This is a genomic window from Streptomyces filipinensis (assembly GCF_014649495.1).
GTDB lineage: Bacteria > Actinomycetota > Actinomycetes > Streptomycetales > Streptomycetaceae > Streptomyces > Streptomyces filipinensis.
Genome location: NZ_BMTD01000012.1, coordinates 137476 through 151634 on the forward strand (window position 1 = coordinate 137476; position 14159 = coordinate 151634).

The following is a 14159-nucleotide window of genomic DNA, read 5'->3' on the forward strand; positions in this document are numbered from 1 at the left end:
GCCCGGGGGCAGGCCCCGGCCACGGACAGCAACCACGTACAAGGAGCTGCGGAGCACATGCGTATCGGAATCCTCGGCCTCGGCCGTATCGGCGCCTTCCACGCCGAGACCCTCTCCGGACTGGACGCCGTGGAGTCGCTCGTCGTCGCCGACCCCTTCGCGGACGCCGCGAGGGCAGCCGCCGAGCGGTTCGGCGCCGACCTCGCGGACTCCCCGAAGGCGCTGCTGGCCGCCGAGGTGGACGGCCTGGTCGTCGCGGCGGCCACCGACGCCCACCCGGCGCTGATCCGGGCCGGCGTCGACGCGGGTGTGCCCGTCTTCTGCGAGAAGCCGGTCGCCCGCACCATGGCGGAGGGTGTGGAGGTGCTGAAGGCCGTGCGGGACAGCGGCGTGCCGATCCAGATCGGGTTCAACCGGCGCTTCGACGCCGGTTTCACCGCCGCACGGGCCGCCGTACAGGCCGGTGAGCTGGGCGAGCTGCACACGGTCCGCTCCACGACCCTGGACCCGGCGCCGCCGCCGGCCGCGTACGTCGCCGCGTCCGGGGGCATCTTCCGGGACTGTTCCGTGCACGACTTCGACATCATCCGCTGGGTGACGGGCCGTGAGGTCACCGAGGTGTACGCGGTCGGCGGCAACCGGGGTGCCGACTACATCCGGGCGGCGGGCGACGCCGACACCACCGGGGCGATCCTCACCCTGGACGACGGCACCATCGCGGTGGTCTCCAACTCCCGCCACAACGCCCGTGGTCACGACGTCCGCATGGAACTGCACGGCTTCGCGGACTCGATCGCGGTCGGCCTGGACGACAGGCTTCCGCTGCGCTCGGTCGAACCCGGCGTGACCTTCCCCTCCGGCACCCCGCACGACTTCTTCATGGACCGCTTCGCGGACGCCTACCGCGCCGAACTGAGCGCGTTCACGGAGGTCGTGGCCGGCACCCGCCCCTCCCCCTGCACCATCGAGGACGCCCTGGAGGCGGGCTGGATCGCCGAGGCCTGCACCCTGTCCCTGCACGAGCGCCGGCCGGTGACGCTCGCGGAGGTCCGGCAGGCGTGAACCGACGGTGCGGCGCCGGGCGTCCGCCCGGCGCCGCATCCGTGTCTCAGCCGCAGTAACGGATCAGCCACTCGTCGGGGTTGTAGGTGTCCCGCGCCGGGTCCGGCACGGTGGCCGGCCTGGTCTCGATCATGTCCTCGGGGCGTATCCGGTCCGGCAGCGAGCCGAAGCGGTCGTGGCGCAGGGCCGCCGCGTCGGCAGGGTCCCCGGGCGTCTTCCGGGGCGGTGTGCGGTGTGTCATCTCGTCCTCCCGTCTGCGCGGGCGTCCCCCGTCATCGTGCACAACGCCCGCGTGCCCCCGGTTGGTTCCCGGCCGGGCGCCGGCCGAATCCGTTGCCGTCCCGCAGGAACCGGGCCCCGGCGGGGGCCCGGCGCCGGGAGGTCCGCTCAGGCCCCGCAGGAGCGCAGGAACCGGCGGGTGCGGACCGCGATCGGGAGGGGCTTGTCCGGCTCGCACGGGTACATGTCCTGCTCGACGATCGCGAACAGCTCCACACCCAGTTTCTGCGCGGCTTCCAGGACGGGCCCCAGCTCCGGTACACCGGACGGGGGTTCGCACATCACGCCCCGCTGCACGGCCGGCCCGAACGGCACTCCGTGCGCGACCACCTCGGCGAGGATGTCCGGGTCGACCTGCTTGAGGTGCAGATAGCCGATGCGCTCGCCGTAGGTCTCGACGAGCTTGACGCTGTCCCCGCCGCAGTAGGCGTAGTGCCCGGTGTCCAGACAGAGGTTGACCAGCTCGGCGTCGGTCGAGTCCAGGAAGCGTTCGACGTGCTCCTCGGTGTCGATGTGGGTGTCGGCGTGCGGGTGGACCACGATGTCCAGGCCGTACGTCTCCCTGACCTCGTGGCCGAGCCGCTCCATGCCCTTGGTCAGGTGCGCCCACTGCTCGGCGGTCAGCTCCGGTGGTTCCAGGATCTCGGCGGTCTTGTCGTCCCGCCAGAAGGAGGGGATGACCACCAGGTGCCGTGCGCCCATCGCCTGGGTCAGCGCGGCGACCTGGCTGACGTGGGCCCAGGTGTCCGCCCAGACGGACGGGCCGCGGTGCATGCCGGTGAAGACCGTGCCCGCCGAGACCTTCAGGTTCCGCCGGGCCACCTCGTCCCGCAGGCGCGCGGGATCGGTGGGGAGGTAGCCGTAGGGGCCGAGTTCGATCCACTCGTAACCGGCCTCGGCGACCTCGTCGAGGAAGCGTTCCCAGGGCACCTGCCGCGGGTCGTCGGGGAACCAGACGCCCCAGGAGTCGGGGGCCGAGCCGACCCGGATCCGGTCCAGCGGGGTGGGGGTGACCATGGTCAGGTGGTTCCTTCCGGGGAGGGTGCGACGGGTGCGGTGAGGTCGTCCTCTTCGGGGAGTTCTTCGGTGTCGACGCCGCGTACCTGGGCGAGTTCGTGTTTGAGGGCGGCGAGTTCGGCGCCGCCGGCCATGTGGTTGGTCAGTTCTTCGAGGCTGACCTCGCTGCGGTCGGCGGAGAGTTCCAGGGTGCCCAGGCGCAGGACGCTGAAGTGGTCGCCGACCATGTAGGCGTGGTGGGGGTTGTGGGTGATGAAGATGACGCCGAGGCCGCGGTCGCGGGCGGCGGCGATGTACTTCAGCACCACGCCGGACTGTTTGACGCCGAGGGCCGCGGTGGGCTCGTCCAGGATGAGGACGCGGGCGCCGAAGTAGACGGCGCGGGCGATGGCCACGCACTGGCGCTGGCCGCCGGAGAGGGTGCCGATGGGCTGTTCCAGGTCGTCGAGGACGATGCCCATGTTGCGCAGTTCCTGGTCGGCGGTGGCCTTCATGCGGGGGATGTCCAGGCGGCGGACCGGCCAGGGGCCCCGGGTCATCTCGGAGCCGAGGAAGAAGTTGCGCCACACCGGCATCAGCGGCACCGTCGCCAGGTCCTGGTAGACGGTGGCGATACCGCGGTCGAGGGCCTCGCGGGGGGTGGAGAAGCGGACGGCGGTGCCGTCGACGAGGAACTCGCCCTCGGTGTGCTGGTGCAGCCCCGAGATGATCTTGATGAGGGTGGACTTGCCCGCGCCGTTGTCGCCGAGCACGCAGGTGACCTGGCCGGCGTGGACCTTCAGGTCGACGCCGTGCAGGGCGCGGACGTTGCCGTAGGACTTGCCCGCGCCGCGCAGCTCGACCAGCAGGCCGTCCTGGCCGGGTGCGGAGTCCTGGACGACGGCGCCGTGCGTTCCGGATGTCTTGTCGGTCATCGCTCTACCTCCGGGTCGCCGTGCGCTGGACCCACAGATTGATCAGGACGGCGCCGAGCAGCATCACGCCGAGGAAGGCCTTGAACCAGTCGGGGTTCCAGCCGGCGAAGACGATGCCCTGGTTGACCATGCCGAACATGAACGCGCCGAAGACCGGGCCGATCGCGGACCCGTAGCCGCCGGTGAGCAGACAGCCGCCGATGACGGCCGCCGCGATGTAGATCAGCTCCTGGCCGACGCCCTCGCCGGACTGCACGGTGTTGAAGGAGAACAGGTTGTGCATGCCGACGAACCAGGCGCCGAAGCCGACCAGCATGAACAGCGAGATCTTGGTGAAGGTCACGGGGACACCCACCGCGCGGGCGGACTCCTTGTCGCCGCCGACGGCGAAGATCCAGTTGCCGTACTTGGTGCGCAGCAGCACCCAGGTGGCCAGCGCCGCGAAGACCAGCCACCACACGACCGTGATCTTCACCTCGACCCCGGCCACGTCGAAGGAGGACGCGAAGATCTTCTTGGCCTGGTCGAAGCCGTCCATGTCGCTGATGTCGTCGGTGGCCACGTTGCCGGTGACCCACTTGGTCACGGCCAGGTTCACGCCCTGCAGGATCAGGAAGGTGCCCAGTGTGATCAGGAAGCTGGGCAGACCGGTCCTGACCACCATCCAGCCGTTGAAGAAGCCGATCGCCAGGGACACGGCCAGGGCGACGATCACGCCCGTCCACACGTTGAGGGTCAGCTGGTAGCTGAGCATGCTCGCGGTCAGCGCCGAGGAGATCACCGCGACGCCTGCGGAGAGGTCGAACTCGCCGCCGATCATCAGCAGGGCGACCGGCAGGGCCATGATCCCGATGGTCGAGGACTGGTAGAGGATCGTGGCCATCGAGCCGCCCTGGCGGACCGAGGGCGCCGCGATCAGGAAGAAGACGAGTACGGCGGCGGCGCCGAGGAAGACGCCGACCTCGGGGCGGGCCAGCAGCCGCAGCGCCAGCGGGCGCCGGACGGTACGGCCGTCGGTCTGTTTCGGACCGGATCCCGGCGGGGTGGTCATCGCCGGCTCAGCCTGCTGGGCCATGCTCATCACCGGGTCCCCTTCGCGGCGAACTCGGCGACCTTGTCGACGTTGGTCTTGTCGACGAAGGCCGGGCCGGTGAGCACCGGCTGGACCCCGCCGCCGCTGTAGTTGCCGTTGTTCTTGTAGAGCCACAGCGCGTCGACCGCCAGGTAGCCCTGCAGATAGGGCTGCTGGTCGACGGCGAACTCGATCGAGCCGTTCTGGACGGCCTTCACCAGGTCCTTGTTCAGGTCGAAGGTGGCCACCTTGGCCTTGCTGCCCGCGTCGCCCACCGCCTGCACGGCGGTCAGCGCGAAGGGGGCGCCGAGGGTGACGACCGTGTCGACGGAGCTGTCCTGCTTCAGCTTGGCCGTCATGGTCGCCCGCACGGACGGCATGTCGGTGCCGTTCACGTACAGCGTCTCAGTGGTGCCCTTGAACGTCTTCTTCACGCCGTCGCAGCGCTGGGTGAGGCCCACGTTGCCCTGCTCCTGGACGACACAGACGATCTTCTTGGCGCCGGTGGTGTTCAGCTTGTCGCCGAACGCCTCGCCCGCCACGCTCTCGTCCTGCCCGAAGAACTCCAGCAGCCCGAGCTTCCTCCAGTCACTCAGTCCGGAGTTCAGGCCCACCACCGGGATGCCGGCCCGCTCCGCCTTGCCGATGACGTTCTTCATCGCGTCGGGCTTGGCCAGGGTGACCGCGATGCCGTCGACCCCCTGGTCGATCGCGTTCTGCACCAGGTTCGCCTGGTTGCCGGCGTTGGGGTCCGCCGAGTAGATCAGTTTGACGTTGTCCTTGGCGGCGGCCGCCTCGGCACCCTTGCGGACCGTGTCCCAGAAGGTGTCGCCGGGTGCCTGGTGGGTGACCAGCGCGACGGTCATGCGCGGGGTGTCGGCCCTGCCCGCCGAGGCGTTCTGCGCCGCCTCCTCGGCCTTCTTGCCGCCGTGGGCGCTCGCGCAGCCGGCGAGGGTCAGGGCGGCCGCGGCGGCGACCGCGACGAAGGGGGCCAGTCTCCGGGAGCGGGAGGGGGAAGAGCGGTCCATCTTTCCTGCACCTCACTGTGCGTGCGACGGGGGAAGGGACGCTGTTGCGTTGGGACGGGATCCAAGTCCGTGGCGAGCCCGCTGTCAATACTTTGTTAAGACATCATTTCACACGGTGGTCCGAATGTAAGTACAAACCATTGACACCCTCGCCTCCCCGACCTACACCTGAGAGGCATGAGCCCAGTACACCGCAGCCCGCAGCGAACGGCACCGGGTGATCGCGCCCTCGACTCCCTGGGCTTCACCCTGGACCGCACCAGCCCGGTGCCGCTGTACCACCAGCTCGCCCAGCAGCTGGAGGCCGCCATCACGCACGGCACGCTGGCCCCGGGCAACCTCCTGGGCAACGAGATCGACCTGTCGGTACGGCTCGGCCTGTCCCGGCCCACCGTGCGCCAGGCGATCCAGTCCCTGGTGGACAAGGGGCTGCTGGTGCGCCGCCGCGGGGTGGGCACGCAGGTCGTGCACAGCAAGGTCAGACGGCCACTGGAACTCAGCAGCCTCTACGACGACCTGGAGTCGGCCGGACAGGACCCCACCACCCGGGTGCTGCGCAACGAGCGGATCCCCGCGAGCGCGGAGGTGGCCGCGGCCCTCGGCGTGGCGGAGGGTGCCGAGGTCACCGTACTGGAGCGACTGCGCCGCGCCCACGGCCGTCCGGTGGCGTTCCTGTGCAACCACCTCCCGGCCCCCCTGCTCGAACTGCCCACGGAGCGGCTGGAGTCGACGGGCCTGTACCGCATGATGCGGTCCGCCGGGATCGTCCTGCACAGCGCCCGCCAGTCCATCGGCGCACGCGCAGCGACGGCCGAGGAGGCCGCCCTGCTGGAGGAGAAGGAGGGCGCGGCCCTGCTCACCATGCGGCGCACCGCGTACGACGTCACGGGCCGGCCGGTGGAGTACGGCAGCCACGTGTACCGGGCCTCACGGTACGCCTTCGACTTCCAACTGCTGGTCAGGACCTGAAACGGAACCACCTGCCCGATCTTCAACAAAGTTGCAGGTGACGGTGACGATTACGTTTCGGGCAAGACGCACCCCCGCGCGACCCGACCTATTGACTCATGAGCGGACCTGGGGCTGTCATTACGCCCACGATGTTCGGTCGAGTTGGTTTCTGAGCGGTTTCGACAACCTTTCGGTGATCGACTCACCCCTTGACCGAGCCCTGCATTCCTCAGGAGCCGCCATGCGCCTCTCCCCCTCCGGTCTTTCCGTCCCGGGTCCCAGCCGCCGTTCGGTCCTGCGCACAGCGGGCGCCGCCGCCGTGCTCGCCGGGGCCGGCACACCCCTGCTGTCCGCCTGCGGAGGCAGCGGTTCCTCCTCCGACCCGAAGACCGTCACGCTCGGCTCCAACGCCTCGGACGCCGTACCGAAGGCAGCGTTCGAAAGCGTCTACGCGGCCTTCAAGAAGCAGTCCGGCCTCACCGTCGATGTGAACACGAAGGACCACAACACCTTCCAGGAGCAGATCAATTCGTATCTGCAGGGCACGCCGGACGACGTGTTCAACTGGTTCGCCGGCTACCGGATGCAGTTCTTCGCGGCGAAGAAGCTGGCCACGCCCATCGACGACGTGTGGGAGAAGATCGGGGACAATTTCCCGGACGCGATGAAGAAGCTCAGCAAGGGCGAGGACGGCAAGTACTACTTCGTGCCGCTGACGACGTACCCCTGGGCGATCTTCTACCGCAGGAGCGTCTTCCGGCAGCACGGCTACCAGGTCCCCGCGAACTGGGACGACTTCGTCGCGCTGTGCCGGCAGATGAAGAAGGACGGCCTCGTCCCGCTCGCCTTCGGCGACAAGGACGCCTGGCCGGCGATGGGCACCTTCGACCAGATCAACTTCCGGCTCAACGGATACGACTTCCACGTCCAGCTGATGGCGGGCAAGGCGTCCTGGACCGACGCCAAGGTGAAGGCCGTCTTCGACCACTGGAGCGAGATCCTCCCCTACCACCAGGACGGCTTCATGGGCCGCACCTGGCAGGACGCCGCGCAGACGCTGGTGGCGAAGAAGGCCGGCATGTACCTCCTCGGCTCCTTCGTGGCCCAGCAGTTCACGAACAAGGCCGACCTGGACGACCTCGACTTCTTCCCCTTCCCGGAGATCAACTCCGCGTACGGCCAGGACACGGTCGAGGCGCCGACCGACGGCTTCATGGTCAGCAAGGCCCCGAAGAACCACGCCGGTGTCGTCAGGCTGCTGGAGTACCTGGGCAGCCCGGCGGCCGAGGAGCTGTACCTGAAGACCGACCCGAGCGTGGTGGCCGCGTCCGGCAAGGCCGACACCTCCTCCTACTCGGCGCTGCAGAAGAAGGCGTTCGACATGATCGGCGCAGCCAAGAGCCTCACCCAGTTCATGGACCGCGACTCCCGGCCCGACTTCACCTCCACGGTGATGCAGCCGGGTCTGCAGAAGTTCCTGCAGAATCCCAAGGGCGTGGACAGCCTGCTGTCCTCCGTCGAGCGCCAGAAGAAGCAGATCTTCGCGTCCCAGTGAGCGGCCCGATGACGACCGACACGACGACGAAGACCCCGGAGGCGGCCGCCGTGCCGCCGCCGGGGCCCATGCCCGGGAAGAAGCGGGTCACGCGGGGCCACCGGCGCCTGCTGACCCGCCGTGACCGGTTCACGCTCGCCGTGATGGCGGGCGTGCCGACGATCCTGCACGTGGCCCTGGTCTGGGTCACCGCCATCGCCTCGATCTTCCTCGCCTTCACCACCTGGGACGGCATCGGGTTCGACTCGATCAAGTGGGTGGGCCTGGACAACTTCCGTCAGCTCTTCAGCGACAACCCGCAGTTCTGGCCCGCCGTCCAGCACAACGTCGTCTGGTTCGTCGTACTGATCCTGATCCCGACGCCGTTCGGCCTGTTCCTGGCCGTGCAGCTGGACAAGCGGATCCGCTTCAGCCGGGTCTACCAGACCGCGTTCTTCCTGCCGGTGGTCATCTCGATGGCCTGCATCGGCTTCGTCTGGCAGCTGGTCTACAACCCGGACACCGGACTGATCAACAGCATCCTCGGCGCCAACAAGCCCGGCCACTACATCGACTGGATCGGCGACCCGCACCTGAACCTGTGGGCGATCCTGATCGCCGCGTCCTGGCGGCACACCGGCTACATGATGATCCTGTACCTGGCCGGCCTGAAGAGCGTCGACCCGTCGCTCAGGGAGGCCTCGGCGCTGGACGGCGCGGGCGAGTGGCAGACCTTCAGGAGCGTCATCTTCCCCACCCTGCGCCCGACCAACACGGTCGTCCTGGTCGTCACGATCATCGAGGCACTGCGCGCCTTCGACCTGGTCTTCGTCTTCAACAAGGGAGCCCAGGGCACGGAGTTGCTGTCGATCCTGGTCACCGACAACATCATCGGCGAGTCCAGCCGCATCGGTTACGGCTCGGCGATCGCCGTCGTCCTGCTGGTGATCTCCCTCGCGGTGATCATCCCGTATCTGATCGCCACCTTCCGGAAGGAGCGGCGCGCATGAGCAGCACCACTGTGCCGCTGAAGCGGCGCGCCCCGCTCCGGCCCGCCCGGGTCCTGCTGCACGTCTTCCTCGCCGGTACGGCGCTGGCGTGGCTGGCGCCGCTGCTGTGGGCGGTCTTCTCGGCGCTGCGGCCCTACAGCGAGACCAGCGCCAAGGGATACGTCTCGTGGCCGGACAAGCTGACCTTCGACAACTTCACGAACGCGTTCCGGCAGTCGGACATGCTGCACTACTTCGGCAACACGCTGCTCATCGCGGTGCCGGCCGTGCTGCTGACCCTGTTCCTGTCCTCCTGTGTCGCGTTCTACGTCGCCCGGTTCGACTTCCGTCTCAACCTGGCGCTGCTGCTGGTGTTCACGGCCGGCAACCTGCTGCCGCAGCAGGTCATCATCACCCCGCTGTACCGGCTGTACCTGCTGACGGACCTGCCGGGCATCACGCAGAGCGGCAAGCTGTACGACTCCGCGCTCGGTCTGGTCCTCATCCACGTGGCGTTCCAGTCGGGGTTCTGCGCGTTCGTGCTGAGCAACTACATGCGCTCGCTGCCGCACGAGCTGACCGAGGCCGCGCTGGTCGACGGCGCCTCCGTGTGGCGGCTGTACTGGCAGATCACGCTGCCGCTGTGCAAGCCGGCCATGGCGGCCCTGGCGACCCTGCTGTCGATCTGGATCTACAACGACTTCTTCTGGGCGCTGGTGCTGATCTCGACCGGCGAGAACATGCCGATCACCTCGGCCCTGAACAACCTCTCCGGGCAGTACTTCACCGATCCCAACCTGGTCGCCGCGGGCTCCCTGCTGACCGCGATCCCGACGCTGGTCGTGTACTTCGCGCTCCAGCGCCAGTTCGTCAGCGGTCTGACACTCGGCTCCAGCAAGGGCTGAGCCACGTGGGCCGTGAACGCTTCCGGCGGTTCGATCACTGCCGGATTCCGGTCGATCGGCCGGGACGCGGGGCCTCGGAGCGCGTCGCGGGGATGCGCCGGCGGCGCCGCGGCGGACGATCCGGACCACGAGCGGGGCGCCGATGCCACAATCGGAGGCGAGACACCCGCCGGGGACGAGGGCATCGTGCCGGCGGCCACCGCGGTGGCCGTCCGCCCCGATGGAGCGTGCCACGCCGTGGTCGCGGCCCCGGTCGGGTCAGGAGGCCGCTATGTACCGTTCGGGTGAGGGGCTGACGTACAGCTCGGCTCGGCCGTACCAGGCGCACCGAGCCACCGGACGCTTCTGATGGCGACGGGGAAGGAAGGCCGCCGGCAGCCCCGCCCGACGCGTCTGCCCGACCTGCAGCTGCGCCTGCGGTCCGAGCTGAGCCGGATCGACGAGCAGCTGCGCGCCCTGATGTCCTCCATGGACCGGCTGCAGGGCCTGCTGGACGCGGTGGTGGCGATCAGCCGCGAGGTGGAGCTGCCCGCGGTGCTGCACCGGATCGTGACCACCGCGATGGACCTGGTCGGCGCCCGTTACGGGGCACTGGGCGTGCTCAACGAGTCCGGGGAGCGCCTGGAGCAGTTCATCTCGGCGGGCCTGTCCGAACGGGAACGCGCCGCCCTGGCCCAGACCGGCCTGCCCCGTGGCCTGGGCGTCCTCGGCCACCTGATCCGCTACCCCGAACCCCTGCGGATCGACGACATCCCGGCCCATCCGTCCTCCGCCGGGTTCCCGCCCGGCCACCCGTGCCTGCGCACCCTGCTGGGCGTCGCCATCAGCGTGCGCGGCGAGATCTACGGTGACCTCTACCTCTCCGAGCGGCTCGACGGCCGGCCCTTCGACCTGCACGACGAGAACGTCGTCGTCGCCCTGGCCGGCGCCGCCGGAATCGCGATCGAGAACGTCCGCCTGTTCGAACGGATTCGCCTCGGCGCCGAGCAGTTCCAGCGGCTTCTGCTGCCCACCCTGCCCGACCTGCGGCCCTTCACCGCCGCCGCCATCTACCGGCCCGCAGCCGAGCCCAGTCAGCTCGGCGGGGACTGGTACGACGCCATCCTCCTGCCCGACCACGTGGTGGCGGTGGTCATCGGCGACGTGGTCGGCCACGACCTGCGGGCCGCGGCCGCCATGGCCGCCACCCGCAACATGCTGCGTGCGCTGGTGTTCGACCACAGCAGTCCGCCCGGCGCGGTCCTCACCCAGCTCGACCGGGCCCTGGAGGCCATCACGAACAATCCCGTCACGACCACCGCGCTGGCCCGCATCGAACCGGAGTCAGGCGGCTGGCGACTCCGCTGGAGCAGCGCGGGCCACGTCCCGCCGCTGCTGCTCACCCCTGACCGCCGCGCGGCGTACCTGCTGGCCGAGCCCGGCCTGCCGCTCGGCGTGGACTACCGGCAGCCCCGCCCGGACCACTCCCGCCTCCTGCCCCCGGACGCCATCGTGGTCTTCTTCACCGACGGGCTGATCGAGCACCCCGACCACTCCATCGACGAGAGCCTGAACGAGCTCGCCGAGCTCGCCGTGACACACGCCGCGCTGCCCCTGTCGGAGTTCGTCCAGGCCCTGGCCGACCACCACCCCAGCGACGGCCACGACGACATGGCCATCCTCGCCCTGCGCACCCCGGCCGCCTGACCCCGCACGCCCGCACCGGTGCCGTGGAGGATCCGGCGGATCCGGCGGATGATGGCCTCGGGGCGATGTCGACACGGAGGTCGCCCGATGCCTGTGGCGCGGCGTGAACGACTGCAGCGCGGTGGCATGGCCGCCGTCGAGATCTGTGCCACCGCCGCGCTCTATCTCGGTGCGGCCAAGCTGGGGCTGCTGCAGCAGCTGGTGCGTGGCCAGGTCACCCCGCTGTGGCCGCCGAGCGGTATCGCCGTGGCGAGCCTGCTGCTGCGCGGCCCGCGCGTCTGGCCGGGGATCGCCCTGGGCGCGTTCCTGGTCAATGTCTCGCTGGGGCCGTCGGTCCCGGCCGTGCTCGCGATCGTGGCGGGAAACACCCTCGCTCCCGTCTGCTCCTACGTACTGCTGGGCAGAGCGGGGTTCCGTACGGAACTGGACCGTCTGCGGGACGCGCTCGCGCTGATCTTTCTCGGTGCGTTCACCGGGATGCTGGTCAGCTCGACGACGGGCACCGGCACCCTGGTCCTCGCCGGTGCGCTGAGCCCCGCGCACTTCTGGCCGACGTGGTCGGTCTGGTGGACCGGCGACGCGATGGGTGTCCTGGTGGTCACACCGGTCCTGCTCGTGCTTCGCTCGGCCCGCCTGCCGAGGAACGCGCCGGCGTCCCGGTGGGCGGAGGGACTGCTGCTGGTGGCCGCCACGATCGGCGTCGGTTTCCTCGAGACCAGCCACGCGCCGCTGCTGTTCCTCGGCTTCCCGCTGCTGATCTGGGCGGCCTTCCGCTTCCAGCTGGCCGGGGCCGCGCCCTGCGCGCTGGCCGTGTCGACGTTCGCGATCCTGTCCGCCGCCGAGAGATCGGGCCCGTTCGCCGGCCACAGCCTGGTCACGGCCATGATCACCCTGCAGGCGTTCAACGGTTCCGCCGCGCTGACCGCCCTGCTGCTCTCCGCGGTCATCAGCGAGCGGAACCAGACCCAGCGCGAGATCGCGCGCGCCTGCAGCCAGCTCGCCGGGATGGCGGCGAAGATCGCGACCGGTGACCGCAGCCCGATGTTCTCCAACGGCGAGGCCGAGGGCGAGGACCACCGGGTGGACCCGTCGGCAACGACGAAGGCCGCCTCCTCGTTCACGAGAAGACGGCCTGCGACCGGCCAGAAGGCTGGTCGGGACGACAGGATTTGAACCTGCGACCCCTTGACCCCCAGTCAAGTGCGCTACCAAGCTGCGCCACGTCCCGATGCGCTCACTCGCGGTGACCCGCGTGATCGCGCGAACAGCACTTTACCCCACCTGAGGGGCTGCGCCGAAGAGGGCCGGGCAGGACGTGACGGGCGGCGGGGGACAATCGGCCGTATGACGAGTGCGGGCGCATCGGATGCCAGGGACCGGGACGTGGAGGGGCGGGCACGCAACGCCCGGCCCCGGGACGGGCTCGGCCGCCCGCTGCCCTACGGCGCGCAGGGCGTCCCCCGGCAGCCGGAAGGGGTCCTGCGGACGCCTGGGGAGACGGTCGGCGAGGCACAGGAGCTGCTGGACGCGGGCAGGCCGTTCCACGCGCACGAGGTGTTCGAGGACGCCTGGAAGGCGGGCCCGCAGGAGGAGCGCGCACTGTGGCGCGGCCTGGCACAGCTGGCGGTCGGGCTCACCCACGCGGCCCGCGGCAACGCCGTCGGCGGTGCGCGCCTGCTGCGGCGGGGCGCCGGGGCACTCGTGGAATGGGAGACGGAACAGGGCGAGGACCGGCCGTACGGGATCGATCTCGCCGCTCTGACCCGGTGGGCGCGCGCGCTGGCGAGGCGGGTGGAGGGCGGGGGCCGGCCCGTGGACGCGACTGCCGAGGCGCCCCGGCTGCGTTCCTGACGCGTGCCGTCGCACGGCGTGCGGAGGCGCCGCGCCCGCTCGCGGCGGCATGCGGCAGACTCGGGGCGTGCGAAAGATTCATGTCATCGGTATCGGCGCGGGCGACCCCGAACAGCTGACCCTGCAGGCCGTCAGGGCGCTGCGGAACACGGACGTGTTCTTCCTGCTCGGCAAGGGTGAGGTGAAGAGCGACCTCACCCGGCTGCGCCGGGACATGCTGGAAGCGCATCTGCCCGAGGGGTCGTACCGGGTGGTGGAGGCCCGGGACCCGGAGCGGGACCGGGAGGCGGGCGGGTCGGCGTACTCGCCGGCCGTGGAGGACTGGCGCAGCGCCCGCGCCGGGATCTACGAACGGCTGATCGCCGAGGAGCTGGGCGAGGACGGCACGGGTGCCTTCCTGGTGTGGGGGGATCCGGCGCTCTACGACAGCACGCTCGGGATTCTGCAGGAGGTGCTGGAGCGCGGCGCGGTCGCGTTCGAGTACGACGTCGTACCCGGCATCAGCAGTGTCTCCGCGCTGGTCGCCCGGCATCGCACGGGCCTGAACCGGGTCGCCCGGCCGGTGCAGATCACCACCGGGCGGCGGCTGGCCGAGGGCTTCCCCGAGGGCGTGGACGACGTGGTCGTGATGCTGGACGCGCACCAGGCCTTCCAGCGGTACACCGGCGAGGACATGGACATCTACTGGGGCGCGTACATCGGCACCGCGGACGAGATCCTCGTCTCCGGCCCGATCGCCGAGGCCGGTCCGCGCATCGAGCGGGTGCGGGCCGAGGCGCGCGAGCGCAAGGGCTGGATCATGGACACGTATCTGCTGCGCAGGAACCCCGGGGACGCCTGACCGCTGCCGCGCGCAGCGGGGCGCCGGGAA

Annotated in this window: 14 protein-coding genes and 1 tRNA gene; 9 read left to right on the forward strand and 6 right to left on the reverse strand. The window is 70.1% G+C overall.

Features of this window, described 5'->3' with window-relative positions; all coding sequences use genetic code 11:
• The first annotated feature begins 57 nt into the window (after positions 1 to 57).
• Positions 58 to 1062 (forward strand): Gfo/Idh/MocA family protein, encoded by a 1005-nt coding sequence (locus tag IE244_RS25710; protein ID WP_191875941.1) that lies wholly within the window; start codon positions 58 to 60, stop codon positions 1060 to 1062.
• Between the two features lie 46 nt (positions 1063 to 1108).
• On the opposite strand, the gene IE244_RS25715 is transcribed toward IE244_RS25710, so the two are convergent.
• The 5 genes from IE244_RS25715 to IE244_RS25735 all read right to left on the reverse strand — a co-directional run bounded on the left by IE244_RS25715 (position 1109) and on the right by IE244_RS25735 (position 5372).
• On the reverse strand, positions 1109 to 1303 hold the full coding sequence (locus tag IE244_RS25715; protein WP_031167697.1) for a hypothetical protein: 195 nt from the start codon (positions 1301 to 1303) through the stop codon (positions 1109 to 1111).
• Positions 1304 to 1449: 146 nt separating this feature from the next.
• Entirely contained in the window at positions 1450 to 2358 is a 909-nt protein-coding gene (locus IE244_RS25720) for a sugar phosphate isomerase/epimerase family protein (RefSeq protein ID WP_191875942.1), read from the reverse strand.
• 2 nt (positions 2359 to 2360) lie between these two features.
• Positions 2361 to 3272 carry an ATP-binding cassette domain-containing protein gene (locus IE244_RS25725; protein WP_191875943.1) on the reverse strand — a complete coding sequence of 304 codons (912 nt, stop codon included), beginning with the start codon at positions 3270 to 3272 and terminating at the stop codon, positions 2361 to 2363.
• A gap of 4 nt (positions 3273 to 3276) precedes the next feature.
• A complete protein-coding gene (locus IE244_RS25730) occupies positions 3277 to 4353 on the reverse strand; it encodes an ABC transporter permease (RefSeq protein WP_191875944.1) in 1077 nt (358 codons plus the stop codon).
• Complete coding sequence (locus IE244_RS25735) at positions 4353 to 5372, reverse strand: substrate-binding domain-containing protein (RefSeq protein ID WP_191875945.1); 1020 nt, start codon at positions 5370 to 5372, stop codon at positions 4353 to 4355. Before IE244_RS25735 ends, IE244_RS25730 begins: the two co-directional genes overlap by 1 nt.
• Positions 5373 to 5549: 177 nt before the next feature.
• Between IE244_RS25735 and IE244_RS25740 the strand changes: the two genes are divergently transcribed.
• The 6 genes from IE244_RS25740 (at position 5550) to IE244_RS25765 (ending at position 12610) form a co-directional block, all read left to right on the forward strand.
• Entirely contained in the window at positions 5550 to 6341 is a 792-nt protein-coding gene (locus tag IE244_RS25740) for a GntR family transcriptional regulator (protein WP_191875946.1), read from the forward strand.
• 223 nt (positions 6342 to 6564) lie between these two features.
• On the forward strand, positions 6565 to 7878 hold the full coding sequence (locus IE244_RS25745; protein WP_191875947.1) for an ABC transporter substrate-binding protein: 1314 nt from the start codon (positions 6565 to 6567) through the stop codon (positions 7876 to 7878).
• Between the two features lie 8 nt (positions 7879 to 7886).
• The gene (locus IE244_RS25750; protein WP_191875948.1) at positions 7887 to 8867 is read left to right on the forward strand and encodes a carbohydrate ABC transporter permease; all 981 of its coding nucleotides are present in this window, start codon (positions 7887 to 7889) and stop codon (positions 8865 to 8867) included.
• The gene (locus tag IE244_RS25755) at positions 8864 to 9751 is read left to right on the forward strand and encodes a carbohydrate ABC transporter permease (protein ID WP_191875949.1); all 888 of its coding nucleotides are present in this window, start codon (positions 8864 to 8866) and stop codon (positions 9749 to 9751) included. The genes IE244_RS25750 and IE244_RS25755 overlap by 4 nt, the downstream gene beginning before the upstream one ends.
• A 348-nt stretch (positions 9752 to 10099) precedes the next feature.
• Entirely contained in the window at positions 10100 to 11437 is a 1338-nt protein-coding gene (locus tag IE244_RS25760) for a PP2C family protein-serine/threonine phosphatase (protein WP_191875950.1), read from the forward strand.
• Positions 11438 to 11524: 87 nt separating this feature from the next.
• Positions 11525 to 12610 (forward strand): MASE1 domain-containing protein, encoded by a 1086-nt coding sequence (locus IE244_RS25765; RefSeq protein WP_191875951.1) that lies wholly within the window; start codon positions 11525 to 11527, stop codon positions 12608 to 12610.
• Here the strand turns inward: IE244_RS25765 and IE244_RS25770 are convergent.
• Positions 12589 to 12665, reverse strand: a tRNA-Pro gene (locus tag IE244_RS25770). The genes IE244_RS25765 and IE244_RS25770 overlap by 22 nt on opposite strands.
• Positions 12666 to 12781: 116 nt before the next feature.
• Between IE244_RS25770 and IE244_RS25775 the strand changes: the two genes are divergently transcribed.
• Together IE244_RS25775 and cobF are read left to right on the forward strand one after the other, a co-directional pair.
• On the forward strand, positions 12782 to 13288 hold the full coding sequence (locus IE244_RS25775; protein WP_191875952.1) for a DUF309 domain-containing protein: 507 nt from the start codon (positions 12782 to 12784) through the stop codon (positions 13286 to 13288).
• A 67-nt stretch (positions 13289 to 13355) separates the two neighbouring features.
• Entirely contained in the window at positions 13356 to 14129 is a 774-nt protein-coding gene (gene cobF, locus IE244_RS25780; RefSeq protein ID WP_191875953.1) for a precorrin-6A synthase (deacetylating), read from the forward strand.
• The last annotated feature ends 30 nt before the right edge of the window (positions 14130 to 14159 follow it).

What these genes read in the sequence shown, in the direction of transcription:
- IE244_RS25755 (WP_191875949.1), top strand. Translation starts at nt 8,864, where the DNA reads ATGAGCAGCACCACTGTGCCGCTGAAGCGGCGCGCCCCGCTCCGGCCC.
- IE244_RS25750 (WP_191875948.1), top strand. Translation starts at nt 7,887, where the DNA reads ATGACGACCGACACGACGACGAAGACCCCGGAGGCGGCCGCCGTGCCG.
- IE244_RS25760 (WP_191875950.1), top strand. Translation starts at nt 10,100, where the DNA reads ATGGCGACGGGGAAGGAAGGCCGCCGGCAGCCCCGCCCGACGCGTCTG.
- IE244_RS25765 (WP_191875951.1), top strand. Translation starts at nt 11,525, where the DNA reads ATGCCTGTGGCGCGGCGTGAACGACTGCAGCGCGGTGGCATGGCCGCC.
- IE244_RS25735 (WP_191875945.1), bottom strand. Translation starts at nt 5,372, where the DNA reads ATGGACCGCTCTTCCCCCTCCCGCTCCCGGAGACTGGCCCCCTTCGTC.
- IE244_RS25710 (WP_191875941.1), top strand. Translation starts at nt 58, where the DNA reads ATGCGTATCGGAATCCTCGGCCTCGGCCGTATCGGCGCCTTCCACGCC.
- IE244_RS25775 (WP_191875952.1), top strand. Translation starts at nt 12,782, where the DNA reads ATGACGAGTGCGGGCGCATCGGATGCCAGGGACCGGGACGTGGAGGGG.
- IE244_RS25725 (WP_191875943.1), bottom strand. Translation starts at nt 3,272, where the DNA reads ATGACCGACAAGACATCCGGAACGCACGGCGCCGTCGTCCAGGACTCC.
- IE244_RS25730 (WP_191875944.1), bottom strand. Translation starts at nt 4,353, where the DNA reads ATGAGCATGGCCCAGCAGGCTGAGCCGGCGATGACCACCCCGCCGGGA.
- IE244_RS25740 (WP_191875946.1), top strand. Translation starts at nt 5,550, where the DNA reads ATGAGCCCAGTACACCGCAGCCCGCAGCGAACGGCACCGGGTGATCGC.
- IE244_RS25745 (WP_191875947.1), top strand. Translation starts at nt 6,565, where the DNA reads ATGCGCCTCTCCCCCTCCGGTCTTTCCGTCCCGGGTCCCAGCCGCCGT.
- IE244_RS25715 (WP_031167697.1), bottom strand. Translation starts at nt 1,303, where the DNA reads ATGACACACCGCACACCGCCCCGGAAGACGCCCGGGGACCCTGCCGAC.
- IE244_RS25720 (WP_191875942.1), bottom strand. Translation starts at nt 2,358, where the DNA reads ATGGTCACCCCCACCCCGCTGGACCGGATCCGGGTCGGCTCGGCCCCC.